Source organism: Deinococcus arboris, assembly GCF_009755355.1.
In the GTDB taxonomy this organism is placed as follows: domain Bacteria; phylum Deinococcota; class Deinococci; order Deinococcales; family Deinococcaceae; genus Deinococcus; species Deinococcus betulae.
Window position 1 is genome coordinate 23,113 of record NZ_WQLB01000035.1, and the last position, 25,436, is coordinate 48,548.

24 protein-coding genes are annotated in these 25,436 nt (G+C 65.5%); 17 read left to right on the forward strand and 7 right to left on the reverse strand.

The annotated features are described in order from the left end of the window. Window positions 1–11: 11 nt before the first annotated feature. The 5 genes from GO986_RS18960 to mnmG all read right to left on the reverse strand — a co-directional run bounded on the left by GO986_RS18960 (window position 12) and on the right by mnmG (window position 4,585). Window positions 12–857: a ParB/RepB/Spo0J family partition protein gene (locus GO986_RS18960; RefSeq protein WP_369409469.1), complete on the reverse strand. Its 846-nt coding sequence runs from the start codon at window positions 855–857 to the stop codon at window positions 12–14. Next, entirely contained in the window at window positions 841–1,590 is a 750-nt protein-coding gene (locus GO986_RS18965; protein ID WP_369409475.1) for a ParA family protein, read from the reverse strand. Before GO986_RS18965 ends, GO986_RS18960 begins: the two co-directional genes overlap by 17 nt. A gap of 26 nt (window positions 1,591–1,616) precedes the next feature. Further along, window positions 1,617–2,354 carry a 16S rRNA (guanine(527)-N(7))-methyltransferase RsmG gene (gene rsmG, locus GO986_RS18970; RefSeq protein ID WP_369409470.1) on the reverse strand — a complete coding sequence of 246 codons (738 nt, stop codon included), beginning with the start codon at window positions 2,352–2,354 and terminating at the stop codon, window positions 1,617–1,619. Next, window positions 2,351–2,671 carry a hypothetical protein gene (locus tag GO986_RS18975; protein ID WP_157460978.1) on the reverse strand — a complete coding sequence of 107 codons (321 nt, stop codon included), beginning with the start codon at window positions 2,669–2,671 and terminating at the stop codon, window positions 2,351–2,353. The genes rsmG and GO986_RS18975 overlap by 4 nt, the downstream gene beginning before the upstream one ends. 108 nt (window positions 2,672–2,779) lie before the next feature. Further along, window positions 2,780–4,585 (reverse strand): tRNA uridine-5-carboxymethylaminomethyl(34) synthesis enzyme MnmG, encoded by a 1,806-nt coding sequence (gene mnmG, locus GO986_RS18980; RefSeq protein ID WP_157460980.1) that lies wholly within the window; start codon window positions 4,583–4,585, stop codon window positions 2,780–2,782. Window positions 4,586–4,685: 100 nt separating this feature from the next. On the opposite strand from mnmG, the gene GO986_RS18985 reads away from it, so the two are divergent. The 9 genes from GO986_RS18985 (at window position 4,686) to dprA (ending at window position 14,524) form a co-directional block, all read left to right on the forward strand. Beyond that, a complete protein-coding gene (locus GO986_RS18985) occupies window positions 4,686–6,287 on the forward strand; it encodes an aminotransferase class V-fold PLP-dependent enzyme (protein WP_157460982.1) in 1,602 nt (533 codons plus the stop codon). Between the two features lie 291 nt (window positions 6,288–6,578). Continuing rightward, the gene (locus GO986_RS18990) at window positions 6,579–7,688 is read left to right on the forward strand and encodes a thiamine pyrophosphate-dependent dehydrogenase E1 component subunit alpha (protein ID WP_157460984.1); all 1,110 of its coding nucleotides are present in this window, start codon (window positions 6,579–6,581) and stop codon (window positions 7,686–7,688) included. Next, window positions 7,685–8,719 (forward strand): alpha-ketoacid dehydrogenase subunit beta, encoded by a 1,035-nt coding sequence (locus GO986_RS18995; protein WP_157460986.1) that lies wholly within the window; start codon window positions 7,685–7,687, stop codon window positions 8,717–8,719. Before GO986_RS18990 ends, GO986_RS18995 begins: the two co-directional genes overlap by 4 nt. Before the next feature lie 75 nt (window positions 8,720–8,794). Then, window positions 8,795–9,028 (forward strand): hypothetical protein, encoded by a 234-nt coding sequence (locus GO986_RS19000; protein ID WP_157460987.1) that lies wholly within the window; start codon window positions 8,795–8,797, stop codon window positions 9,026–9,028. A gap of 30 nt (window positions 9,029–9,058) precedes the next feature. Then, a complete protein-coding gene (locus tag GO986_RS19005; RefSeq protein ID WP_157460989.1) occupies window positions 9,059–10,609 on the forward strand; it encodes a dihydrolipoamide acetyltransferase family protein in 1,551 nt (516 codons plus the stop codon). Window positions 10,610–10,814: 205 nt separating this feature from the next. Then, window positions 10,815–11,198, forward strand: coding sequence for a hypothetical protein (locus tag GO986_RS19010; protein ID WP_157460991.1), 384 nt, complete (start codon window positions 10,815–10,817; stop codon window positions 11,196–11,198). A gap of 115 nt (window positions 11,199–11,313) precedes the next feature. Continuing rightward, on the forward strand, window positions 11,314–11,973 hold the full coding sequence (locus GO986_RS19015) for a response regulator transcription factor (protein ID WP_157460993.1): 660 nt from the start codon (window positions 11,314–11,316) through the stop codon (window positions 11,971–11,973). 70 nt (window positions 11,974–12,043) lie between these two features. Further along, window positions 12,044–13,366: a sensor histidine kinase gene (locus GO986_RS19020; RefSeq protein WP_157461009.1), complete on the forward strand. Its 1,323-nt coding sequence runs from the start codon at window positions 12,044–12,046 to the stop codon at window positions 13,364–13,366. A gap of 60 nt (window positions 13,367–13,426) precedes the next feature. Continuing rightward, on the forward strand, window positions 13,427–14,524 hold the full coding sequence (gene dprA / locus GO986_RS19025; protein WP_369409471.1) for a DNA-processing protein DprA: 1,098 nt from the start codon (window positions 13,427–13,429) through the stop codon (window positions 14,522–14,524). 185 nt (window positions 14,525–14,709) lie between these two features. On the opposite strand, the gene GO986_RS19030 is transcribed toward dprA, so the two are convergent. Further along, complete coding sequence (locus GO986_RS19030; RefSeq protein WP_369409472.1) at window positions 14,710–14,970, reverse strand: hypothetical protein; 261 nt, start codon at window positions 14,968–14,970, stop codon at window positions 14,710–14,712. A 62-nt stretch (window positions 14,971–15,032) separates the two neighbouring features. On the opposite strand from GO986_RS19030, the gene GO986_RS19035 reads away from it, so the two are divergent. The 5 genes from GO986_RS19035 to pyk all read left to right on the forward strand — a co-directional run bounded on the left by GO986_RS19035 (window position 15,033) and on the right by pyk (window position 21,845). Then, a complete protein-coding gene (locus GO986_RS19035) occupies window positions 15,033–16,004 on the forward strand; it encodes an NAD-dependent epimerase/dehydratase family protein (protein ID WP_157460995.1) in 972 nt (323 codons plus the stop codon). Window positions 16,005–16,095: 91 nt separating this feature from the next. After that, window positions 16,096–17,475 (forward strand): chromosomal replication initiator protein DnaA, encoded by a 1,380-nt coding sequence (gene dnaA / locus GO986_RS19040; RefSeq protein WP_369409476.1) that lies wholly within the window; start codon window positions 16,096–16,098, stop codon window positions 17,473–17,475. Between the two features lie 360 nt (window positions 17,476–17,835). After that, window positions 17,836–18,918 (forward strand): DNA polymerase III subunit beta, encoded by a 1,083-nt coding sequence (gene dnaN / locus GO986_RS19045; RefSeq protein WP_157460997.1) that lies wholly within the window; start codon window positions 17,836–17,838, stop codon window positions 18,916–18,918. Window positions 18,919–19,055: 137 nt separating this feature from the next. Next, window positions 19,056–20,324 carry a phosphopyruvate hydratase gene (gene eno, locus GO986_RS19050; RefSeq protein ID WP_157460999.1) on the forward strand — a complete coding sequence of 423 codons (1,269 nt, stop codon included), beginning with the start codon at window positions 19,056–19,058 and terminating at the stop codon, window positions 20,322–20,324. 78 nt (window positions 20,325–20,402) lie between these two features. Further along, window positions 20,403–21,845, forward strand: coding sequence for a pyruvate kinase (pyk, locus tag GO986_RS19055; protein ID WP_157461017.1), 1,443 nt, complete (start codon window positions 20,403–20,405; stop codon window positions 21,843–21,845). A 240-nt stretch (window positions 21,846–22,085) separates the two neighbouring features. Here pyk and tyrS read toward each other — a convergent pair whose 3' ends face one another. After that, the gene (gene tyrS, locus GO986_RS19060) at window positions 22,086–23,333 is read right to left on the reverse strand and encodes a tyrosine--tRNA ligase (protein ID WP_157461001.1); all 1,248 of its coding nucleotides are present in this window, start codon (window positions 23,331–23,333) and stop codon (window positions 22,086–22,088) included. A 205-nt stretch (window positions 23,334–23,538) separates the two neighbouring features. Between tyrS and GO986_RS19065 the strand changes: the two genes are divergently transcribed. Genes GO986_RS19065 through GO986_RS19075 form a run of 3 tightly spaced genes read left to right on the forward strand, consistent with a single transcriptional unit; the run spans window position 23,539 to window position 25,350 of the window. Continuing rightward, window positions 23,539–24,111 carry an MOSC domain-containing protein gene (locus GO986_RS19065; RefSeq protein ID WP_369409477.1) on the forward strand — a complete coding sequence of 191 codons (573 nt, stop codon included), beginning with the start codon at window positions 23,539–23,541 and terminating at the stop codon, window positions 24,109–24,111. Next, window positions 24,108–24,692, forward strand: a complete 585-nt coding sequence (locus tag GO986_RS19070) for a YqhA family protein (RefSeq protein ID WP_369409473.1) — start codon at window positions 24,108–24,110, stop codon at window positions 24,690–24,692. The genes GO986_RS19065 and GO986_RS19070 overlap by 4 nt, the downstream gene beginning before the upstream one ends. Beyond that, entirely contained in the window at window positions 24,679–25,350 is a 672-nt protein-coding gene (locus GO986_RS19075) for a tRNA (adenine(22)-N(1))-methyltransferase TrmK (protein ID WP_369409474.1), read from the forward strand. The genes GO986_RS19070 and GO986_RS19075 overlap by 14 nt, the downstream gene beginning before the upstream one ends. Window positions 25,351–25,436 lie beyond the last annotated feature (86 nt).

A 25,436-nucleotide genomic window follows, 5' to 3' on the forward strand; every position in this document is an offset into this window, starting at 1 on the left:
TCTAACCCGCCCTAATCCTCGGCGGCGTACCCCAGCAGGTCCAGCACCCGGTCTAATTCCTCGCGGGACCCATAACTGAGTTCAACCTTCCCTTTATCCTCGCCAGTGATGCGCACGCGGGTGCCGGTGCGGCGGCTGAGGTCCAGTTCCAGCTGCCGGAAGACGCGCGGCGGGTTCACCTTGACCGGAGCCTGAACGCGGGCTTCACGCTTCAGGGCCTCGGCGTCACGCACGCTGAGGCTGCGCGCCGTGATCTGCTCCAGCGCCCAGGCCCGGTCGTTCTCCGGCTGGGCCAGAATCGCGCGGGCGTGCCCGGCGCTGATGTGGCCGGCGTCCAGTGCGCGCAGGGCCGCTTCCGGCAGGGTCAGCAGCCGCAGCGCATTGGACACCGCGCTGCGGCTCTTGCCGACCGCCTGCGCCACGCTTTCCTGGTTCAGGCCCTGCCCCTGAAGCGCCTGATAGGCCCGCGCCTCTTCCAGTGGGCCCAGGTCCTCACGCTGCAGGTTCTCCACGATGGCGATTTCCAGCGCCTCGCGGTCCCCCAGGTCCCGGATGATGACGGGCAGTTCGGTCAGCCCAGCCAGCTGACTGGCCCGCCAGCGGCGTTCGCCCGCCACAATTTCGAAGTGGTCGTCGCGCGGGCGCACCAGGAGGGGTTGCAGCACACCCTTGTCGCGGATGCTCTGGGCCAACTCGGCCAGCGCTTCTGGGGCAAAGACCTGGCGGGGCTGGTAGGCCGCCTGCACAATCCGGTCGGTGGGCAGGGTCTGCACGGTGGGGGCCGCGTCTTTCTGTTCGGGGGCCGGTTTGCCCAGCAGGGCGTCCAGGCCACGGCCCAGGCTAGATTTTTTCGACACGCTGCATCACCTCCTCACTCAGGCGCTTGTAGGCGGCGGCCCCAGCTGACAGCGGCGCAAAGGCGTTAATCGGCTTGGCAAAGCTGGGCGCTTCAGACAGGCGCACGTTGCGCGGCACCACTGACCAGAACACCAGCTCTCCAAAGTGCTGGCGCACCATGCTCTCGACTTCCTGCGAGAGGTTGGTGCGGCCGTCAAACATGGTCAGCACCACGCCCAGCACCTTCAGGCGGGGATTCAGGCCGCCCTGCACCCGCTCCACGGTTTCCATCAGGCCTGCCAGGCCCTCCAGGGCGTAATACTCGGCCTGCAAGGGAATCAGCAGCGCGTCGGCCGCCGCCAGCACATTGACCGTCAGGGGCCCCAGGCTGGGCGGCGCGTCTACCAGCACCACGTCGTACCCCTGAACAGACGCCAGCAGGCGGCTCAGGGCGTCGGGGTCCTCGGCCAGTTCCACCCCCGCTCCGGCCAGATCCGGCGTGGCGGGCAGCAGGAAGAGGCCCGGCTGGCTGGTTTCTACGGTGTAGTCGGCGGCGCGGGCAGGTTCGCCCAGGGCCTCGTACAGTCCGGCCGCCGCGCCGCGCTGGCCTAGGCCACTCGTGGCGTTGCCTTGGGGGTCCATGTCCAGCAGAAGCACCCGCTTGCCCCCAGCGGCCAGATAGGCCCCGAGGTTCACGGCGGTGGTGGTCTTACCCACCCCTCCTTTCTGATTCACGATGCCCAGCACCCGCACCGCGCCCCTCTCCTGTGTCATGCCATTCACCGTGCCGTCCAGAATAGCGGCTGCGAGGCCGGTACGCCTTCGCGTCTGGGGTATTTGCTGGGGGACGGACTGACTTTCTCGACCACCACAAGGGTCCGGGCGTCGCCCAGCACCGGCAGAGCGAAGGCGTCCACCGTGGTCACGCGGCCCCCCAGCTCTGTGGCCGCGCGGCGGCCAGCCTCCAGCTCATCTTCGGCAATAGGCCCTTTCTGGGCGACCAGCAGGCCGCCTGGGCGCAGCAGGGGCAGGGCCAGTTCGGCCAGCACGGGCAGCGCCGCCACCGCCCGGCACACCACGCGGTCGTAGGTGTCGCGGTGGGCAGGGTCTCGGCCCAGGGTCTCGGCGCGGCCCACCTGCGGCTGCACGTTGCCCAGGCCGAGTGCCTCGGCCGCGCCTCGCACAAAATCAATCTTCTTGCGAATGGAATCCAGGGGGGAAAAAATCGTGTCTGGCCGCATGATGGCCAGCGGCAGGGCGGGAAAGCCAGCCCCCGTGCCCAGGTCCAGCACCCGCCCGGCGCCGTCCAGATGGCCGCCGCGCAGGCAGCTCAGGGAATCCACGAAATGCTTGAGGATGATGTCGGTCTCTGTTTTCAGCGCCGTCAGGTTGACCTTCGTGTTGGCCTCCTGAAGCAGCGTCATCAGGGCGGCAAACTGCGCCTGCCGGGCGTCGTCCAGCGTTATCTTCAGCTCGTCAGCCCCCTGGCACAGCAGGGCCTCGCCTTCAGGCGTCACAGGCCATACCTGGTTTTCATATCCTGATACCTCTCATACACGTGATCATCAATGGTCTCCAGAGGGAGGGCGTCCAGCAGCGGCAGCAGGGTGTCGCGCAGCACCGCCCCACGCGCCATCCACTGAAAGTAGCGCCGACCTCCGTGGTCATACGGCCCATACAGCTTCGAGCCAGGGCACAGGCGCAGCAAGGTTTCAAACAATTTCTGGTGACGGGTGTGCATGCGCAGCGTGACCTGCGGCTGCTTGCCGTCTCCACCGAAGTGCCCCTCGCCGATCAAAATGCCTAGCAGCAGGCCCTGTTCAAATGTTGCCAAGTCTTGCCCCCTCTTGTTTCACCGTCAAGTTTCCCGTGAAACGTGATGTGGGTCAAGAGACAGCAGGCATGCGATGACCCTTGCCACTGCGTGCCTCTTGTTTCACGGTCAGGTTTCCCGTGAAACACCCTGCTGCCTTAAGTGCACCAGCAACGCACTGATGTCAGCGTGACGGACCCCAGAAATGCGGCTGGCCTGCTCCACGGTGCGCGGCTGAGCACGGCCCAGCTTTTCGCGCGCTTCGTTGGAGAGGGCCTGGATCGCAGCGAAATCCACGCCCACGAGGCTGAGGTCCCGTGAGCGGTCCTCAGAGCGCAGCTGCACCTCAGCCCGGCGAATGTAGCCGGCATATTTCACCCGAATCTCAACGGATTCCCGTTCAGCGGGCGACAGGGCAGGTAGGGCGAGGCCCAAGGCTTCCACATCGGCCAGCGAGAATTCGGGGCGGCGCAACCAGGCGTCCCCGGTTTGCCCCTGCACCCGCTGGGTCTCCAGCGCGGCCACCCCGGCGGCCACCCGCGCGTATTTCTCCTCTACTCGGGCAAGTTCGGCGCCGTCTACCAGCCCCAGCTCATGGGCCAGGGGCGTCATCCGCTCATCGGCGTTGTCCTGCCGCACCAGCAGGCGGTGTTCGACCCGGCTGGTCATCATGCGGTACGGCTCGTTGCTGCCCTTGAAGACCAGTTCGTCCAGCAGCACACCCAGGTAACCGGTCTCTCGGGTCACGAACCGTTCGGGCTCGCCTAAGGCGCGGCGGGCCGCCGCCGTGCCCGCAATCAGGCCCTGGGCGGCGGCCTCCTCATAGCCGCTGGTGCCGTTGATCTGGCCTGCCGTAAACACACCGGGCATCAGCTTGGATTCCAGGTTGAGCGTCAATTCCAGCGACTCCACCACGTCGTATTCCACCGCGTAGGCGTAACGCTGAATCACCGCCTGCTCAAAACCGGGGAGGGTCCGCACGAGCGCGTCTTGCAGGTGCGGCGGCAGTGACGAGCTAAACCCTTGGAGGTAGACCTCGCTGGTCTGCACCCCATCCGGTTCCACGAACAGCAGGTGGCGGTCATGGTGGGCAAACCGCACCACCTTGTCTTCAATGCTGGGGCAGTAGCGCGGCCCCAGGCCCTCGATGTCACCGGCAAACATGGGCGACTCGTGGAGGTTCTCGTGAATCAGGCGGTGGGTTTCGGGGGTGGTGTGGGTCTGCCAGGTGGGCGACTCGGCGGCGCGGGGGCCGGGCGTGCCGGTAAAGCCGCGCGCCTGCGGGTCCGCTGGAATCTCCAGCAGGGCCGCAAAGTCCACCGCATCGGCGCGCACGCGGGGGGGCGTGCCGGTCTTGTAGCGCTTAAGCACATGACCCGCGTGGGCCAGTGGCGCGGACAGGAAACGCGAGGGCGGCTCGCCCTGCCGCCCCTCGGCGCGGGACTGACGGCCATACCACGTTACGCCGCGCATGAACGTCCCGGCCGCCACCACCACCGAACGGGCGGGCAGGCGGCGCCCGTCGGTGGTCACGACCAGCCAGCCGCCCCGGCCGTCGCTCTCCAAGTCGGCGGCTTCGCCCCGCACAATCTCGATATTGGGGTGCCCAAAAATCACGTCCTGGGCACGCTCGGCATAGGCGTCGCGCTCGTTTTGCACCCGCAGCGACTGCACCGCTGGCCCCTTGCTGGCATTCAGGACGCGGGTGTGAATGGCCGTTTCATCGGCCAGACGGCCCATCAGGCCGCCCATCGCCTGCACCTCAAACACCAGCTGACTCTTGCCGGGGCCTCCCACCGCCGGGTTGCAGGGCATGCGCCCCACCGTGGCCGGGTTGCCAATCAGCAGCGCCACCCGCGAGAACTTTGCAGCGGCCCACGCCGCTTCCAAGCCCGCGTGCCCACCACCTATGATCAGGACATTCCAGCCGCTCATCTCAACCGGCCAGTGTAGACCCCACCGGCCAGCGCCAGCGTGATCCACATTGCTGGTCGGGGGCGTTGTGGCCACAGTGACCGGGTGCCTAAGATGGGGCATGGACTTCGCCGCGCTGCGCGCCGACCTGATCGGGGAAGGCACCGTCATCCGCACCCCCTACGGCGAGCGCCGCGTGACCTACGCCGACTACGTGGCCTCGGGCCGAGCGCTGCGCAGCGTGGAAGACCGGGTGGCCTCTTTGGCCCTTCCGCTGTATGCCAACACCCACACCGAGGACAGCGCCACCGGCGCGCACTCCACCCACCTGACTCATCAGGCCGCCGAGTATGTCAAAGGGCAGCTGGGCGGCGACCAGACCTGCAAGCTGGTGTTCTGCGGGTCGGGCAGCACCGCAGCGGTGCGCCGCATGCAGGACATCCTGGGGCTGGCGGTGGGCGCCCATCACCGGGAGGCTCTACTGGCCGGCTTACCCACCAGCGGGCGCCCGGTGGTGTTCGTGGGGCCTTACGAGCACCACAGCAACGACATCAGCTGGCGCGAAACCCTGGCCGAGGTGGTCGAGATTCCCCTGTGCGAGAAGGGGAACCTCGATCTGGACGCGCTGGTCAGCGCCCTGAAGCAGCCTCAGTACGCCGGACGGCCCAAGATCGGCTCGTTCAGTGCCGCCAGCAACGTCACGGGGCTGCTCACGGACACCCGGTCGGTGGCCCGCATTCTGCACGCGCACGGGGCCTATGCCTTCTTCGACTTTGCCGCCAGCGCGCCGTATGTCCCCATTGACATGAAGCCGGGACAACCCGACGGCTACGACGCGGTCTTCCTGAGCCCGCATAAGTTCGTGGGTGGGCCCGGCACACCAGGTCTACTGTGTTTCCGGCAGGAGCTGTACCGCCTGACGGTGCCCAGCACGGCCGGCGGCGGCACCGTGAGCTTTGTCAGCCGCACCCGGCAGATTTATGTGGACGACATTGAGGCGCGGGAGGACGCCGGCACCCCCGCCATTCTGGGCAAGATTCGCACGGCCCTGGCCTTCAAGGTCAAAGAGAACCTGGGCACGCGGGCACTAATGGACCGGGAGCACGACCTGTACGCCCTCGCGCTCGCCCGCCTGCGCCCCAACCCCCGGCTGCGCCTGCTGGGCAACCTGGACGCCCCCCGCCTGGCTTTCCTGTCATTCCTGACCTTTACGAGCAGCGGCGGGCAGTTGCACCCCCGTCTGGTGGTCCGCCTGCTGAACGACCTGTTCGGCATTCAGGCGCGCGGCGGCTGCGCCTGCGCTGGCCCCTACGGCCACGCCCTGCTCCGGGTGGATGACCAGACGAGCGAGCGCTACTTCCAGTGCGCGCTCAACCATGTGGACGGCGTTAAGCCCGGCTGGACCCGCCTGAACCTCGCCCCGTGGGCCACCGATGAAGAGGTGGCGTTTCTGCTGGACGCCGTAGAATTTGTGGCCGAATACGGCGAGCGCTTCGTGGCCCTCTACGACTTTGACTGGATGAGTGGAGCCTGGACCCACCCGGCCGATACGGCGCCGCTGGACCTGTTCGGCGCCGAGCGGCCCCGGCAGGAGGCTGGTTCCGTGCCCTACGCCGCCTATCTGGCGCAGGCGCACGCGCTGGCCACTTCGCTGGCGCCGCTGGGGGAGGGGAGACCAGTGCCCCCCCAGGTGCCAGCCGACCTCGTCTTTTTCGTGCATTAGGCCCTGACAGCGGGACCCAGAGCAGTTGAGGGGGCGTGCGCCAGGTCGAACGAAATGAGTTCTCGTACCACACAGCAGAGAAGTGGAACGCCAACAGGTGCTTTGACCCCCGACTGGCAGCCGCTGTGAGCATCCCCCTCACCCCAACGCCTCACTTTGGACAGGCGTGACCCCTTTCCTCGCCAAACGGTCTAAAATGCCTAACGAGCGTTTGCTAGACAGATTTGACCACGGTGGGGGCCGTCAGCGCCGCTTCGGCCCCCTGCCGCGAAAGCCAGGAGGCCGAAGCCCATGATTCAACCGTTCACCCCCGAACCGATTCGCTACGTCGCGGAAGACGGCACCCCGGTGCAGCCGCTGCCCGCACGGTTTACCCCAGAGCTGCTGCGCGAATTGCACGCCCTGATGATCCAGGCGCGCGAGTTCGACCGCAAGCTGATTACCCTGCTGCGCCAGGGCCGCACCACCTTCTACGCCCAGTCCAGCGGCATGGAAGCCACCCAGGTGGGCCTGGCACGTTCTATTCGCGTGGGCCACGACTGGGTGTGGCCGTACTACCGCGACCACACCCTAGGCCTGGCTATGGGCGTCCCCATGTTTGAGCTGATCAGCCAGTGCCTGGGCACCAACTCCGACACCTGCCGGGGCCGCCAGATGCCGCATCACTTCGCGGCGCAGGCTCAGAATTTTGTGTCCATCTCCAGCTCTATCGCCTCGCAGGTGCCGCCAGCGGCGGGCAACGCGATGGCTCAGAAGTATCTGGGCGTGGACGAGATCACGGTCTGCACCTTCGGCGACGGCGCCACCAGCGAAGGCGACTGGCACTCGGGCCTCAACATGGCCGGCGCGGCTCAGGCTCCTGCGCTGTTCGTGTGCGAGAACAACCAGTGGGCCATCAGCACGTCTATCCGTGAGCAGACGGCCAGCGAGACCATCCACATCAAGGCCAAGGCCTACGGGATGCCCGGCTACTACGTGGACGGCAACGACATCGTGGCGGTCATGGAAGTGCTGACCCAGGTCGCCGAGCAGATTCGTGGGGGCGGCGGCCCCGCGCTGGTGGAGTGCCTGACCTACCGCGTGGGCTCTCACTCCAACGCCGACGCGGACGCCGAGAAGCATTACCGCACCCGTGAGGAAGTCGAGGAGTGGCTGGGCCGTGACCCGATTACCCGCGTGGAAAAACTGCTGGAGCATCTGGGCCATCCCATCAGCGCCGAGGAACGCGCCGAGCTGATCGCCCGAACCCACCGCGAGGTGGATGAGCAGGTGCTGCGGGCCGAGGCCACCGGCCAACCCGACTGGCGCATTGTCTTTGAAGACGTGTACGCCGATCTGCCCGACCACCTGCGGCAGCAAGAAGCCTTCCTCCGCGCTGAACAGACCGGAGGCCAGGCATGACCGCCACCCAGGACAGAGCAGACCAGACCGGGGCAGGGGAGAGCGCTGTGACCGAGACCCGCACCATCAACCTGATTCAGGCTGTCACCGAAGCGATTGCCGAAGAAATGGAACGTGACAGCCGCGTGGTGCTGTTCGGCGAGGACGTAGGCGCACGCGGCGGCGTCTTCATGGCGACCGCCGGCCTGCAGGCGCGGTTTGGCAAGAACCGAGTGTTTGACACGCCCCTCAGCGAAGCCAGCATCGTGGGCGCCGCCGTGGGCATGGCCGTGCGCGGCCTGCGGCCCATTGCCGAGATTCAGTTTGCTGATTACATGGGGCCGGGCTTTGACCAGATCATTTCTCAGGCCGCCAAGATCCGCTACCGCAGCGCGGGCCAGTTCACAGCCCCGATGGTGATCCGCACGCCCTCGGGCGGCGGCGTGAAGGGCGGGCACCACCACAGCCAGAGCCCGGAAAGCTACTACACCCACACGCCGGGCCTCAAGGTCGTCATGCCCAGCACGCCCTACGACGCCAAGGGCCTGCTGAAAGCCGCGCTGCGCGGTGAAGACCCGGTCATCTACTTTGAGCCCAAACGGCTGTACCGCGCCGCCAAGGGTGAAGTCCCCAACCACGACTACGTGGTCAAGCTGGGCGAGGCGGCGGTGCGCCGGGAAGGCACCGACCTGTCGCTCATCGGCTACGGCGGCGTGATGCCTGACCTGGAACGCGCCGCCGACGCCCTGGCTGCGGAAGGCGTAAGTGTGGAGGTCATCGACCTGCGCTCGCTGGTGCCCTGGGACCGCGACCGCGTGCTCAGCAGCGTGCACAAGACGGGCCGGGCTGTGCTGGTCAGCGAAGCGCCGCGCATCAGCAACTTTATGGGCGAGGTCGCCTACGTCATTCAGGAGCAGGCCTTTGACGTGCTCACCGCACCCGTCGGCCAGGTCGCCGGTTTCGATACGCCGTATCCCTACGTGCAGGACAAGGTGTATCTGCCCGGCCCCAACCGGATTGTGGCGGCCTGTGTGAAGGCGCTGACCTACTAACGTGCGCAGCGGTGTCCAGCGGCACGGTACAGGTACCAAACGGGCCCCAGCAGAATCTCGCTAAGCTGTGGCCTGATGCGTCCTGACCTCCTGCGCCCGCTGCTGGGCACTCTGGGCCTGCTGATCGGGTTTGGCCTGTACGCCCTGGCTGGGCGCCTGGCTGAACCCTGGCAGAGCGCGGTTATTGGCGGCCTGTTCGCCCTGCTGGGGCTGAGTGCCTGGGCATACGCACGCGGCGAGCGCTGGATTCAGGTGCTGGGGGCCCTCCTGCTGATCTACGGGCTGCTGCGCGTTTTCGTGCTGCGCTAGACCTTTTCTCTCCACTCAACGAGGTAATCCATGAAAGAAGTCCTGCTGCCCGAACTGGCCGAAAGCGTGGTCGAAGGCGAAATTCTCAAGTGGCTGGTGCAAGAAGGCGACACCATCGCCCTTGAGCAGCCCCTGTGCGAGGTCATGACCGACAAGGTGACAGTCGAGTTGCCCAGTCCTGTGGCGGGCGTGCTGAGCAAACGCCTGGCCGGCGAGGGTGATGTGGTGGCGGTCCACGCCGCCATTGCGCTGATTGACGAGGGCGGCAGTGCTGGTGCAGCGGCCCCCACGCCCACCCAGGCGATTCAGGCGAGCGCGGGCAGTCCCGCCGCCCCCGGCAGCGCCTTACCCCCCCAGGCCCAGGAAGAACGCGAGCAGGTGGGCGGAGCAGCCAGCGAAGGCGGCAGCATCGTTGAAGCCGGGCACATGAAAAAAGGTGCTGACGACGACTCCACCAGTCTCTTCAAGGCCTTCGCCTCGGACGAGAAGATTCAGGTCCAGGGCCTGACCAACCGCGCCGGCGAGAACCTGGCGGGCAGCGGCGCGCCGGGCACCTACACGGGCGGCGTCGGCAGCATCCTGAACCGCGAACCGACCCCCGCCGGCCGCGCCGATGGCCGGGTGCTGGCGGTTCCCGCCGCGCGGCAACTGGCCCGCGAACTGGGCCTGGACCTGGGCCAGGTGCAGGGCAGCGGCCCCAATGGGCGCATCCGCGTGCCGGACGTGCTGGCCCACCGCGACCAGGCCTCTTCCGCTCAGGCGGCGCCGACTCAGAACGCCCCAGCCCAGAGCGCGCCGGCCCAGGCCGCCAAAGCCAGCGCGGGCGGCCTGCCCGTCGCCCCGGTGCAGTACCGCACGCCCAAAGGGTACGAAGCCCTGGAAGACCGCGTGCCTCTGCGCGGCATGCGCCGGGCCATCAGCACCCAGATGCAGGCCAGCCACCTCTACACCGTGCGCACCCTGACGGTGGACGAAGTGAACCTGACCAAACTGGTCGAATTCCGCGCCCGCGTGAAGGATGAAGCGGCGGCCTCCGGGGTCAAGCTGTCGTACCTGCCGTTTATTTTCAAGGCGGTCACCGTGGCCCTGCGCAAATTCCCCAGCCTGAACACCTCTTTCGACGAGGCCACCCAGGAAATCGTGCAGAAGCGCTACTACAACCTCGGCATGGCGGTCGCCACCGACGCCGGCCTGACGGTGCCAGTCATCAAAGACGTGAACCACAAGAGCGTCTTTGATCTCGCCCGCGAAGTGACTGACCTGGCCGGCCGCGCCCAGGCCGGCAAGTTGCAGGCCGATGAGCTGGCCGGCAGCACCTTTTCCATCACCAACATCGGCTCGATTGGCGCGCTGTTCTCGTTCCCTATCATCAACGTGCCCGACGCCGCCATTCTGGGCGTTCACTCCATCGTGAAGCGGCCCATCGTCAATGAATACGACGAGATCGTGGTGGCCCACATGATGTACCTCAGCCTGTCGTTCGATCACCGCCTGGTGGACGGTGCCGAGGCCGCGCGCTTTTGCAAAGAAGTCATCCGCCTGCTGGAAAATCCCGACCGGCTGATGCTCGAAGCGATGTAAATCCAGCACCCCCGCTCAATCTTCCGGCAGACTGGCACCCCTCCCAGTCTGCCTTTATCATGAGATGACCGAGCGTTCATTTGTGTCCCACTGTGTCCTGCACTTCAGGAAACCGTCAGCCCTGCGCGGTACTCTGGACAGTCACAGGCCCTGATGGCCTTTTGCCACCGACCTTCCTCTCTTTCTGGAGCCGCACCTGATTCCTATGCCCCGATTCATCCTTGCCCTGCTGACCCTGCTGATGCTGGCCACGCCCGCCAGCGCTCTGAAACTGATCGTCTGGGACCGCGACCTGCTGACCAAGCTAGGCGACGGCGAGAGCAGCGGCGGGCGCGTAACCCTCCGCCTAGTGACCGATTACAGCGGTCCGGTGGTCGTGCTGTTTGCACCCACCGAGGAGGAACGGACGCGCGGTGGGCTGTCGGCCCTGAAAAGCCGCTATGTGGGCACCCTGGATGATGGGCAGTTGACCCTGGAAGGCGGTCAGTCGCTGAGCCGCCTGCTCTCAGGATTCAAGCTGTCGCTGGGCGTGCAGCCCGCTGGACAGAGTCTCAGCCTGCCGGGCCTGCGCAATTCGGGCAATAAGTAGGCGCTCAGGGCGCGGGAGGCAGCCCACCCTCCACAGATTTCTTAAAGGTCAGGCTCCGTGCCGCGCGTTACCATCTCAGGACAGGGGCGCCCGAATGCGGCGCTGAAGGAGAAACATGCTGGCTCAGATTCTGATTGTTGAAGACGACCCGCACCTGGGGCCGCTGCTCAAGGAGTACCTGTCGGCCGACTATCAGGTGCAGCACGCCGCCACCCTGAAAGACGCGCAGGCCTGGCTGGGTACCCACACCGCCCAGCTGATTCTGCTGGACCTCAACCTGCCGGACGGCGACGGCCTGGACCTGGTGCAGGCGCTGCGGCAGTATTCCAGTACACCCGTGCTGGTTCTGTCGGCGCGGAGTGGCGTGCAGGAGCGCGTGGCGGGCCTCAATGCGGGCGCCGACGACTACCTGACCAAGCCCTTTGCCATGCCGGAACTGGACGCCCGTATCACGGCCCTGCTGCGCCGCACAGCAGCAGGCACGGGCGTGAACCTGGGCAACACCAGCCTCAGCACCAGTTCGCTGCTGATGACCGTGAACGACAAGAACGTCAACCTCACCGAACACGAGGCGCGCATTCTGGAACTGATGATGAGGACGCCCGAGCGGGTGTTCTCGCGCGCAGACATAGAGTCACATCTGTACGGCTGGGAAACGCCCAACAGCAACTCGGTAGAGGTCCGCATCTCACAGCTGCGCAAGAAGCTGGAACACGCGGACAGCGACCTGCGCATCCGCACCATTCGCAACGTCGGTTACGTGCTGCAGGCCTAGCGTGCCTGACTCTGCGCCTTCCCCTGCGCGGCCCGCAGCGTTTCCCCCAGGAACGCCCCGGGCCGCGCGGCTGACGCCCGGCGCCGGGCTGTATTCGGCGCGGGTGGCCTGGCGGCACTCGCTGCGCTTTCGGCTGGCCCTGACCTACAGCGCGCTGGCCCTGGCCCTGATTGCGCTGATGACTCTGGGCGTGGTCCTGCTGCTGCTGGGCAGCATGGAGCGGCAGTTCGTGGACCGCCTGAACGAGCGGGCCGACACGCTGGCCGGCGCCTTTACCAACACTGGGGGCGGTCTGGGCAGCACCGCCGGAGGGGCGGGGGCCTATACCCTGGTGGTGAACCCAGCCGGGCAGGTTACCTACGCCAGCCCGGCGCTGCGCGACTATCAGGACACCGGCTACGTGTTCGGCGACCTGGCCCGCGTCCCCGTGCAGAACACGACTGTGCGCGCGGTCAAGCGCAAGGCCGGTGATTACGGCACGCTCTGGGTGGGTCTGCCCGAAGACGACCTGCTGGCCGCCCGCCAGAGCGCCCTGAGTGCCCTCCTCCTGGCCCTGATTGTCGCCCCCGCAGTGCTGCTGCTGACCGGCTGGTGGGTGGGGCGGCAGGCGCTGACCGGCCTGGAAGCGGCGGCCAACCTTGCAGACCGCATTGACCCCACCCACAGCCTGAGCCCCCTGCCGCTGCCTGCCAGGGAGGACGAGGTGCACCGCCTGCTGGCCGCCATCAACCGCCTGCTGGTCCGCATTGAGGCTGGGCAGGCCCGCGAGAAACAGTTGCTGGGCCAGATTGTGCATGAGCTAGGCGCACCACTGACCGTCCTGAAAGCCAGCCTGAAGCGCGCCGAAGACCGCACCGGCGACGCCGAGGTGGCCCGCGCCGCCCTGGTGGCCGACGAGCTGACCTTTACCACCCAGGACCTGATGCAGCTGGCGCGCGGTCAACTGGAACTAAAACTGGCCTGGCACTATATCCCGGCACGTACCCTGCAAGGTCGCCTGGACCGGCTGGTCCCAGGCACGCAGTTTCTGGGGAACTGGGCGGGCGGCATTCTGTGTGACCCCGACCGACTGACCCAGGCGCTGCGCAACCTCCTGGCCAACGGTCGGCGCGCCGCCGGGCCAGAAGGAACTGTGACCATCACACTGGCCGAGACACCCGAGCAGGTCACGTTTACCGTACAGGACAGCGGCCCTGGGCTCCCGCCTGAACTGGGTGAGCAAATCTTTGAACCCTTTGTCAGCGGCGCAGGCAGCAGCGGCCTGGGTCTCAGCGTGTCGCGCCAGATTGCCCGCATGCACGGTGGGGACCTGAGCGGAGCCAACAGCCCGCAGGGGGGCGCTGTGTTTACCCTGACCATTCCGGGCGCGGCGCTGGGCGATGAGGACGACTAGAGGGCCCACCTGGGGGCATCTGCGGCCTGAGTCGCCGGCCCCGCCCCGTATGCTGACCGGGTGACCAGCGCCTCTCTGTTTGACCCGCCGACCTCACCACCTGACGAAGCGCTGGCCCTGCTGATTCTCCGCTTGACGCCGCAGTTGGGACCACGGCGCATTGAGGCGCTCCGGCAACATTTCGGAGGAGCGGCGGCGGCCCTGAGTGCCACGCGGGCCGCGCTGCGCGAGGTGCCGGGCCTGGACTCCCGAAGCGTGGCGGCCATTGGCGACCCTAAAGCCGAGACCCTGGCCCGCGCCGAGCAGAGCAGGGCCGCTGAGTTAGGCGTCACCCTGTTGTACCGGGGCCTGCCGGGTTACCCGCCCGCGCTGGACGCCCTGAGTGACCCGCCGGCCGTCCTATGGGTGAAAGGCGAGTTGCCTGATCTGCCCACAGTGCCGCGCGCCATCGGAATCGTGGGCACCCGGGCGGCCAGTCCACACGGCGCCGCCTTTACCCGGATGCTGGCCGCCGACCTGGCCCGCGCGGGCGTGGTGGTGGTCAGTGGACTGGCGCGGGGCATCGACACGGCCGCCCACGGCGCGGCGGTGGAGGCAGACGGCACGAGCATCGGCGTCCTGGGCAGCGCGGTGGACGTGATTTACCCCAGCGAGAACAAGGCTCTGGCCAGTCGCCTGACCCTGCTGAGCGAGTCGCCGCTGGGCACTGGTCCGGCGCAGCACCTTTTTCCAATCCGCAACCGCCTGATCGCGGCCCTGTCAGCGGGCACGGTGGTCGTAGAAGGCGAGCGCAAATCGGGGTCGCTGATTACCGCCACCCACGCGCTGGAATGCGGGCGCACGGTGTTTGCGGTGCCGGGCCGAGCGGGGGACCCCAGGGCCGCTGGCCCTCATCAGCTCCTGCGCGACGGCGCCGTCCTGACCGAGGGCGCGCACGACATCCTGCAGGAACTGGGCTGGGGGCGCGTGCCCGCTCAGCCACTCCCCGACCTGCCCCCAGAGCAGGCGCGCGTGCTGGCAGCGCTGCGTGGACCGGTGACCCTGGACGACCTTCAAGGCCAGACTGGGCTGCCACTGGCCGAACTTCAGACGGCACTGGTCATGCTGCAACTGTTGGGGCTGGTGGAAGAAACTGGAGGCCGCTGGGTTCGGCGCTGAGCTACATAGACGGCTTCGGTCTGTACCGCCAGCAACTTGGAACAGAACCGATTCGCCAACTCTCCGTCCGGCCGTCCGCTTCTGCGCCTTCTCGCTCTCCTACGAACTTGAGGAACTACCTTCTAGAGCTGTGCGAGTTGGCTCGGATTCAATCTTTTGCAAAAACGATTGAATCCGAGTCCGGATTACAGATGTTGCGGGCCGAAGTCCTTTTCAATCACCACACGCGGCGGTCCTGAGAGGGTCACGCCTTCTTCTACTGGGTCAAGCAGCGTGGGCAAGTGGGAACGCAGCCCTACCACCAGCCCACCACCCTCACCTTGCAAGCCCTCCGCCTGCGGGTTCAAGGTCAAAGTCCATCCGCCACCCGGCCAGGCCACGGCCACGCTGAGCTCCTCGCCGTTGACCAGGGCCACCAGTTCCAAATCGTCCAGCCGGACCCGCACGCGCCCCGTTGTAAACCGGACCTTCACCTCTGTTGGCCTGCCATAGGTGACAGGATAGAGGCATGGACATTCTGGTTCTGGGCGGCACCAAGTTCGTGGGGCGGCATATCGTGCTGGCTTTTCTGGCGGCGGGGCACCGCGTCACCGTGCTAACGCGCGGCCAGAGCGCCGATCACCTGCCTGCCGAAGTCGAGCGGCTGCGCGGCGACCGCAGCCAGGGGCCCGGAGGTCTGGAAGCCCTGGCCGCCCGCACCTGGGCCGCCTGCGTGGATGTCAGCGGCTATACGCCCCGGCAGGTGCGGGCCAGTGCCGAGGCGCTGCGGGGCCGGGTGGGCCGCTACCTCTTTATCAGCACCGCCAGCGTGTATGCCACGCCCGCTGTTCATCCAGTGCGTGAGGACGCCCCCCTGTTCCCACCCGCCGCCGAGGACATCACCGACGTGACCAATGAAACCTACGGCCCGCTCAAGGTGACCTGTGAGCGCATTGTGCAGGAGGTCTACGGTGACCGGGCCACCATCTTCCGCCCACAAATCGTGGCCGGGCCGTATGACCACACCGCCCGTTACCCTTACTGGCCGGACCGCGCCAGCAGGGGAGGGGAGACCCTGCTGCCTGGCACCGGGCACGACCATGTGCAGGTCATTGATGCCCGCGACCTCGCCCGCTTTGCGGTGAAAGCCGTCGAAGCAGGTGTAGGTGGGGTCTTCAATCTGGCCGGCCTGCGCCTGACCTGGGCCGAGTTCGCCCGTGTGCTGGGTATCTCGCAGCCGGTCTGGCTGGATGAGGCCGCGCTGGAGACACAAGGGCTGGGCTTTCAAGAATTGCCGCTCTATATCCCAGACAGCAGCGAGTATGGCGGCCTGATGGACATCAGCGCCGAGCGGGCAGAGGCGGCGGGCCTGACCTTGACAGACCCGGCGGTGACTGCACAGGACACCCGAGAGTGGAGTCAGCACGCTCACCTGTCTTACGTCTTGACGCCGGAGAGGGAGGCTGAGGTGCTGGCCGGCAGGAGAGAAAACCCGGCCTGACATCCCCTCTTTCTCTTGACCCGAGAACAGTGAGAACCGGGTGGTATGCTGGCCCCCGCGTTAAGGACTGCTCTGAAGGGAGGTGCGGCTTATCTCGCAGGAAATCTGGACGGACGTGCTGGAGTACGTTCGCAAGAATATTTCAGAGGTTGAATACCACACGTGGTTTGCCCCGGTGAAAAATCTGGGCGTTCAGGAAGGCTCGCTGGTGCTGGGGGTGCGCAACTCGTTTGCGCAGGAGTGGTTTCGCAAGCACTACCTCGAACTGCTGGAAGACGCCCTTCGCTCGCTGGGCGCACAGAATCCGCAGGTCAGTTTTCAGGTGCTGCCCGCCGCACAGGACGCCCTGCTGCTGCCCACCGACCCACCACCGCCTCCGCCCGCACCCGTGGGCCGCGCGGCGCCCAGCGTGCCGGCCCTGACCGAAAACCGCAAAGTGCTGAACCCCAAATACACCTTCGAAAATTTCGTGGTGGGGCCCAACAACAACCTCGCCCACGCGGCGGCGCTGGCCGTCGCCGAGTCACCGGGCAAGGCCTATAATCCTCTGTTTATCTACGGGGACGTCGGCCTGGGCAAAACCCACCTCATGCATGCGGTTGGGCATTACATGACCGAGCGCTTTCCCGGCAAGCGCATCGAGTATGTCTCGACCGAATCGTTTACCAACGACCTGATTAACGCCATCCGCGAAGACCGGATGACACAGTTTCGCAACCGATACCGCTCGGTGGACCTGCTGCTGGTGGACGATATTCAGTTTCTGGCGGGCAAAGAGCGCACGCAGGAGGAGTTTTTCCATACCTTCAACGCGCTCTACGAGAACCACAAGCAGATCATCCTCAGCTCTGACCGGCCACCCAAAGATATTCAGACGCTCGAAGGTCGGCTGCGCAGCCGCTTTGAATGGGGCCTCATTACGGATATTCAATCTCCGGAGTTCGAGACGCGCGTGGCGATCCTCAAGATGAACGCCGAACACAACCGCATCGACATTCCTCAGGAAGTGCTGGAACTGATTGCCCGGCAGGTCACAAGCAACATCCGTGAGCTGGAAGGCGCCTTGATGCGTGTGGTGGCGTTTTCCAGCCTGAATAACGTGGCCTTTTCCCGCGCCGTGGCGGCCAAGGCCCTGAGCAATGTCTTTGCGCCGCAGGAAGTCAAGGTCGAGATGATGGACGTCTTGCGTCAGGTGGCCGCCCACTACAACATGCCCTCCGATGTCATTCGGGGCGCAGGCCGGGTGCGCGAGGTGGTGCTGGCCCGGCAGGTGGCCCAGTACCTGATCCGCGAGCTGACTGATCACTCGCTGCCCGAAATCGGCCAGTTCTTTGGGCGTGACCATTCCACCGTCATGCACGCCATCAGCAAGGTGACAGAAGCGCTGGGTAAGGATTCGGATTTGACCGCTTCGGTGGACTTCCTGAGACGCCGGATGCAGGGCACGGACGACGAGGACATTCAGGCGTAATGATTGCCTTCTATTTAGCCCCGACCGAATTAAGTTCCAAAATCCGTTCCAAAACGGTGTGCGTAGTTTCACAAGCTGTGGATAACCCTGTGGATAAGCTGTGGATAACCCCGTTTTTTCTGTGGATAAAGTTGTGGATAACTGATGCTGGTTTTCCACATGTGGATAACTCCCGACTTTATCCACAGGATATCCACAGGGAAGTGCCACTTATCCACATTTTTATCCACAGGCTGTTTCCGCGCCTGGCGGGACTCTAACTCACTTATCCACAGTTTCCACAGGCCCTATTACTACTACTACTATCTTTTTTAAGTTTAAAAACAGGTAAAAGATAGAGACCAGACAGAGAGGCAAGGCATGAACGTCAACGTCACCAAAAAAATCTTGAGCGAAGGCCTGGGCCTTCTTGAACGGGTCATCCCCAGCCGCAACAGCAACCCTCTGCTGACGTCCCTGAAAGTCGAGGCCAGTGAGGCTGGCCTGACCCTCAGCGGCACCAACCTCGAAATTGACCTGTCCTGCTTTGTGCCCGCAGAGGTGCAGAAGCCGCAGAACTTTGTGGTCCCCGCTCACTTGTTCGCCCAGATTGTCCGGAATCTAGGTGGTGAGCTGGTCGAGCTGGAACTAAATGGGCAGGAACTCTCGGTGCGGGCTGGCGGCTCGGATTTCAAGTTGCAGACCGGCGACACCGAGGCGTATCCGCCGCTGAGCTTCCCTACCCAGGCTGACCTGAGCCTGGATGCCAGTGAACTGGCCCGCGCTTTTGCCAGCGTGCGCTACGCTGCCAGCAACGAGGCCTTTCAGGCCGTGTTCCGGGGTATCAAGCTCGAACATCGTCCGGACGGCGCGCGAGTTGTGGCTTCCGACGGTTACCGGGTGGCCATCCGCGACTTTCCGGCCAGTGGCGACGGGCGCAACTTGATTATTCCGGCGCGCAGCGTGGATGAACTGATTCGCGTGCTCAGGGATGGTGAGGCCCGTTTTACCTACGGCGACGGGCAGCTGAGTGTGACCACCGACCGCGTGCGGATGAATCTCAAGCTGCTGGACGGCGACTTTCCCGATTACGAGCGTGTGATTCCCAAGGAAATCAAGTTGCAGGTCACGTTGCCGGCCACGGCGCTTAAAGAGGCGGTCAATCGGGTGGCGGTTCTGGCCGACAAAAACGCCAACAACCGGGTGGAATTTCTGGTGTCTGAAGGCAAGCTGCGCCTGGCCGCAGAGGGCGACTACGGCCGCGCACAGGACACCCTGGACGTGGTGCAGGGCGGCACCGAGCCAGCCATGAGCCTGGCTTTTAACGCCCGGCACGTGCTGGACGCCCTGGGGCCCATCGAGGGAGAGGCGGAGTTGCTGTTCTCTGGCTCCACCAGCCCTGCTATCTTCCGCGCGGCAGGCGGCGGGGGGTACATGGCTGTCATGGTCACGCTGCGCGTCTAAGGGGCCGCCCAGGGCCGGCGCGGGGCCATGAGGCCCAAACGTTAGACCGGGTTTACCGTGTCAGGAGCACCCACGCTTATAGTGTCTGCGGTACACCTTTCGCCGCGCGAAAGGACAATTCGGGGAGGAAGACAGGGATGAAGATTCAGAAAGTGTTGGCCCGTGAAGTGCTGGACTCTCGCGGGAACCCCACCGTGGAAGCCGAAGTTCACCTCGACAGCGGTCTTCTTGGCCGCGCCATCGTGCCCAGCGGCGCCAGCACCGGCACCCATGAGGCGCTGGAACTGCGTGACGGCGGCAGCCGCTACCTGGGCAAAGGTGTTCAGCAGGCCGTCAAGAACGTCAATGAAGCCCTGGGCCCGGCTGTCGTGGGCTTGGACGCCAGCGAGCAGGCCGCTGTCGACGCCGCCCTGATGGCTGTGGACGGCACCCCCAACAAGGGCCAGCTGGGCGGCAACGCCATTCTGGCCGTCAGCCTGGCCACCGCCCGCGCGGCCGCCGCCGAGCTGAATGTGCCGTTGTACCGTTACCTGGGAGGCAGCAACGCCAAGACGCTGCCCGTGCCCATGATGAACCTCATCAACGGGGGCGCGCACGCCGATAACTCGGTGGACTTTCAGGAATTTATGGTCATGCCTGTGGGAGCCCCGAGCTTCCGCGAGGCGCTGCGCTACGGCGCCGAGACCTTCCACACCCTGAAGAAAGTGCTGTCGGCCAAAGGCTACAACACCAACGTGGGCGATGAAGGCGGCTTTGCGCCTGACCTCAAAAGCAATGAGGAAGCGCTGGACGTGCTGCTCGAAGCCATCCAGAAGGCCGGGTACGAGCCGGGGAAAGACATCGCCATTGCGCTGGACCCCGCTGTGACCGAGCTTTACAAAGACGGTCAGTACCACCTCGAAAGCGAGGGGCGCATCCTGTCCACCGCCGAGCTGGTGGATTTCTGGGCGGATTGGGCCAGCCGGTACCCGATTGTCAGCATTGAGGACGGCCTGGCCGAAGATGACTGGGACGGCTGGGCGGCCCTGACCGCCAAGATTGGGGACCGCGTGCAACTGGTGGGCGACGACCTGTTCGTGACCAATCCCGAGAGATTGCAGCGCGGCATTGACAGCAAGGTGGGCAACGCGATTCTGGTCAAGGTGAACCAGATCGGCAGCCTGACCGAGAGCATGGACGCCATTGAGCTGGCCAAGCGCCACCACTACGGCACCGTTATTTCGCACCGCAGCGGCGAGTCCGAAGACAGCTTCATCGCCGACCTGGCGGTGGCCACCAACGCCGGGCAGATTAAAACTGGCTCGGCTAGCCGTTCGGACCGCATCGCCAAGTACAACCAGCTGCTGCGCATTGAAGACAGCCTGGGCGACCGCGCCGTGTATCCAGGCCGCAAGGCGCTGCGTTAAGCGACCGGGCCGGGCGGTGGGGTGTTGCCCCTGCCGCCCGCCTCTTTCAAAGCGGATGGAAAGGATTCCAAGATGCAGATGACAGATATTGACCGCGCCACCAAGATTGTGGCGACCGTCGGCCCCGCCAGCCGTTCCCCAGAGGTTCTGGGCCGCATGATTGACGCGGGCATGAACGTCGTGCGCATGAACTTCAGCCACGGGGACCGCGAGGACCACCGCCAAACGGTGCAGATGGTGCGCGAACTGGCCGCCCAGAAGGGCGTGGCCATCGGCATTCTGCAGGACCTGCAAGGCCCAAAGATTCGCGTGGGCCGCTTCAAGGACGGCGCCGTGACCCTGCACCCCGGCGACAAGTTCATCATCACGATGGACGACGTTGAAGGCGACGCCGAGCGCGTCTCCAGCACCTACAAAGGGCTGGTGCATGACGTGCAGCAGGGCATGGCCCTACTGCTTGACGACGGCAATATGGCCCTGCGGGTGGACAGTGTGCGTGGCCAGGAGGTGCACACCACCGTCGTGATTGGCGGCGTGCTGAAGAACAACAAGGGTATCAATGTGCCCGAGGCCGACCTCTCGGTGCCGGCGCTGTCCGAAAAAGACGTGCAGGACATGGAATTTGGCGCCGAGCTGGGCGTGGACTGGGTGGCCCTGAGCTTCGTGCGGTCGCGCGATGACCTGCTGCTGGCCCGGCACTACCTGTCGCGCTTTGGCAGCCGCGCCAAGCTGATGGCCAAGATCGAAAAGCCTCAGGCCGTGGACCGCTTCGAGGACATCCTGAAGGAAGTGGACGGCATCATGGTGGCGCGCGGCGACCTGGGTGTGGAGATGCGCCCCGAGCAGGTGCCCACCATCCAGAAGCGTCTGATTCGCCTGTGCCGGGAGGCTGGCAAGCCGGTCATCACCGCCACGCAGATGTTGGAAAGCATGATTAACCTGCCCCGGCCCACCCGCGCTGAGGCGTCGGACGTGGCGAACGCCATTTACGACGGCACCGACGCCGTGATGCTCTCGGCGGAATCGGCGGCGGGGCTGTATCCCGTGGAGTCGGTCGCCATGATGGCCCGTATCGCCCATGAAGCCGAAGACAGCGAGCACTACAAGATGCTTCAGCGGCAACTGGTGATTGACACTGAACTGGCGCAGGACGCCATTGCTTCTTCGGCTTGCAACATCGGCGAGAAGCTGGATTCGCCGGCCATCGTGACCTTTACCAGCACGGGCGGCGCCGCCTCGCGGATAGCCAAGAACCGCCCGCCCCTGGCCATCCTGGCCCTGACGCCCAACGAACAGACCCGCAACCAGCTGGCCCTGGTGTGGGGTGTGGTGCCGGTCCTGAGCGAAGACCCTCGGAACACCGACGACATGGTGCGCATTGCCAACGATGAGCTGCGCCGCAGCGGCCTGGCCGATGTCGGCGACCGGTATGTCATTACCGCTGGCGTGCCCTTTGGCGTGCGCGGCACCACCAACATGCTGCGTGTGGAGCGGCTGCGCGAGGACCAACTGCGGTTGTAGTGGGTCAGCACTGTCAGGAAGAGGTCAACTTTTTATCCACAGGGACGGGGTTTTTCCACACCGTCCCTGTGGATAAGTCCTGGGTTGTCCACAGGGTTTTGTGTGTGCTGGCCGTTGTCCACAGCCTGTGCCGGTTGTCCACAGTCGCCTGTGTATAACTTTGCGCTTGCAGAGCTGATGGCACAGGGTCCTGAAAGCGCCTGACAGCTCCATGAAGGCCCCGTGAAGGAGAGGGGTGGCCTACGACCCCAGGACCAGCCGTGCGAACTTGTCCTTGCCCTTCTGAAGCACCGCGCCGCCCTCTGACGAAAGCTGGTCACGGCTCAGGGTGCCCTGTGGGTCCGTGAAGGCCTCGCCATTCAACTTCAGGCCTTTGTTCTGCATCAGTTTGCGGGCCGCGCCGTTGCTGGGTTCCAGGCCAGCCAGGACAACCAGTTTGGCCAGGCTGATGCGGCCCTCATCATTCAGCTCGCTGGCAGGAACGGGCACCACGGGAAGATTTTCTGGAATGCCGCCCTTGGCGACGGACTTAAATCGGGCCTCGGCCGCATCCAGGTCCGCTTCAGGGTGAAACCAGGCCACCACGGCGCGCGCCAGCTCGCGGTGGGCGGCGACGGGATGGCCAGCCAGCAGGGCTTCTACCGGGTCACGCGGCAAGTCTGTCAGCAGGGTGAAGTAGTTCTCCAGCAGCGGGTCAGGCACCTTCATCAGGCCGGCAAACATGGCGTGCGGCTCGTCGGTCAGGCCGATGTAATTGTCCAGGCTCTTGGACATCTTCTCGGTGCCGTCCAGGCCCACCAGCAGCGGCAGGGTCATGACCACCTGCGGCTCCTGCGCGTAGTCGCGCTGCAGGGCGCGGCCCACGAGGTTGTTAAACAGCTGGTCGGTGCCGCCCAGTTCCACGTCGGCTTCCAGCGCCACCGAGTCGTAGCCCTGGGTCAAGGGGTACAGCAGTTCATGCATAGCGATAGGTACGCCGCCCTCAAAGCGCTTTTTAAAATCGTCGCGCTCCATGATGCGGGCCACCGTGTAGCGGCTGGCCAGGCGAATCACGTCGGCGTAGCCCATCGGTTCGAGCCACTCGCCGTTGTAACGGATTTCCAGTACATCAGGCTCGTCCCGCAGCACCAGGCGGCACTGTTCGAGGTAGCTGCGGGCGTTTTCGCGGGTCTGTTCCAGGGTCAGGGGCGGGCGAGTTTTACTCTTGCCGCTAGGGTCCCCGATCATGGCGGTAAAGTCGCCGATCAGCATGATGACCTTGTGGCCCAGGTCCTGAAACTGGCGCATCTTGCGCAGGATGACCGCGTGGCCCAGGTGCAGGTCGGGGCGGGTGGGGTCGGCGCCCAGCTTCACCCGCAGCGGCACGCCCGTCTCGCGGCTGCGCTCCAGCTTGCGGCGCAGGTCGTCCTCGCTGACCAGGTCAACGACGCCGCGCTTCAGAATCTCCAGTTGTTCCTCTACAGGCAGGTTCCAGCGAATCTCGTTCATGGGCACTCCAGGGCAAAAACGGCGGACTCGCTGAGCAAGTTCGCCGCTTTCAGGGTTGGATTTCAGGCTTGACTGACCCCCACCTAGCGGCGGGGACGATAGTACTCATCAGGTTGGGCACGTCGGGTCAGGCGCCTCATGCCCCGCAGCATAGCAAGGCCGGGTGCCGTAGAGAGCCGGGGCCGTCTGTGCAAGCATGGCGGGCGTGAAAACCATGCACGAACTGCGCGCGACCTTTGCCGGGCCGGGCCGGGTGGACTGGCTGGGGCTGCGGCCCGCGCGGCGCGCGCCTGTCCAGCGGGTGCCCGAGGTTCAGGCGCACCCCCTGGTCGGGCTGATCGGTGACCACGGCAAGCTGGCCCCGCCCCGGCTCACGGCGCTGACCGGCGAAACGGGAGAGGCGGCCCAGGCCAGCCGCGCGGCCCCTGTGCCGGGTGGGCCGGGCCGCCGCCAGGTCACGCTGATTCAGGCGGAACATCTGCCAGTAATTGCTGCCCTTGCAGGCCGCGCCGAAGTCACGCCAGAGCAACTGCGGCGCAACATCGTGGTCAGTGGCCTGCCGCTGCTCGCCCTGAAAGACCGGCGGTTTCAGATAGGCGAGGTGATTCTGGAAGGCACGGGCGAGTGCCACCCCTGCTCGCGCATGGAAGAGAATCTGGGCGAAGGCGGATACAACGCTGTGCGCGGTCACGGCGGCCTGACGGCCCGCGTAATCCAGGGCGGTGTCATCCGGGAAGGGGATGAGGTGCGGCCCCTGGCAGGGGACGGGGCGCTGTGAAGGGCCGGTCAGCGGCTGGAAAGCGGGCGGCACCGGTCCTCAGTGCCACCCGGCGGCGCACCCTGGGGGGCGCTTTCGGCTTTACGCGGCTGATTGTCGAATTGGGGGTGCTGAGTGCCTTCGCCTTCAGTCTGGCGCTGTTCGTGGCCGCCATCGCCCAGGCGTATGTGACCATCCGCGCCGCGCTGGGCCGCCTGGGCGACGCCGAAACCACCAAGACCCTGATTATCGCGGCGGTAGAGCAGGCCGACACCCTCCTGATTGGGGTGGCGCTGCTGATTATCTCGTTTGGGCTGCAAAGTCTATTCGTCAGCCGCATACAGAACGTGCCGGCCTGGCTGCATATCGAATCGTTTGATGACCTGAAACAGAAACTGATCGGGATCGTGGTCGTGGCGCTGGCGGTGAACTTTTTCAGTGTGGCCCTTGAATGGAAGGGTGGCGGCGACATCCTGGTGTACGGCGCGGCGCTGGCGGCGGTCATTCTGGCGGTGGGCACCTATTCGGTCATTTTGAGCCGGCAGGGCGGTCACCGTGTCCACCCCCCAGCGGAGGCTGCACCGGACCGTGCCCAGCCTTGACGCCCGACTCTCGGCAGTGCTGGCCCTGGTGCAGGCGAGGTGTCACGCCGATATCGGCAGTGATCACGCACACCTGCCCCTGCGCCTGCTACAGCTGGGCCGGATAGAGCGCGGCATCATCGTGGAGCTGAATCCTGGCCCGCTGGCCCATGCGCGCCGGAATGTGGCGCGTGCCGGCCTGGGGGCGCGGCTGGAGGTCCGTGCGGGTAACGGCCTCGCCCCACTGGCGCCGGGCGAGGTGGAGAGTGTCAGCATCACGGGGATGGGCGCCCAGACCATGCTGGGCATCCTGACCCGCGAGCCGCTGCGGGTGCCGCCCGCCCTTGTCTTGCAGCCCAACGACAGCGCCGAGCCGCTGCGCCGCTGGGCCTGGGCGCACGGATATAGGCTGCGGCAGGAGGCGCTGGTGGCAGGCCACTGGGCCTACCCCGTGTTGCGCCTGGAGAGTAGAGATGGTCCCGATCCGGTCTACGACGGCCTACCCCTGGACGTGGCGCTGCGCTACGGGCCGCACCTGCTGCGGCGCCGAGATGCGCTGCTCTGGCAACAGGTGCAGGCAGATGTGCGCCGCCTGACGCCTCTGGCCGCGCCCGGTCGCCCCGCCCAGGCTGACCTGAACCTGGCCCAGACCGCGCTTGATTTCCTGGAAACGCTCTAAAACAAAAAAATCCGCCTTCTTTGGCGGTGATAAGAAAAGAATAGCGCGATATGCAGGTCTCGTCAAGGTTAAAGACATGGGGGTCA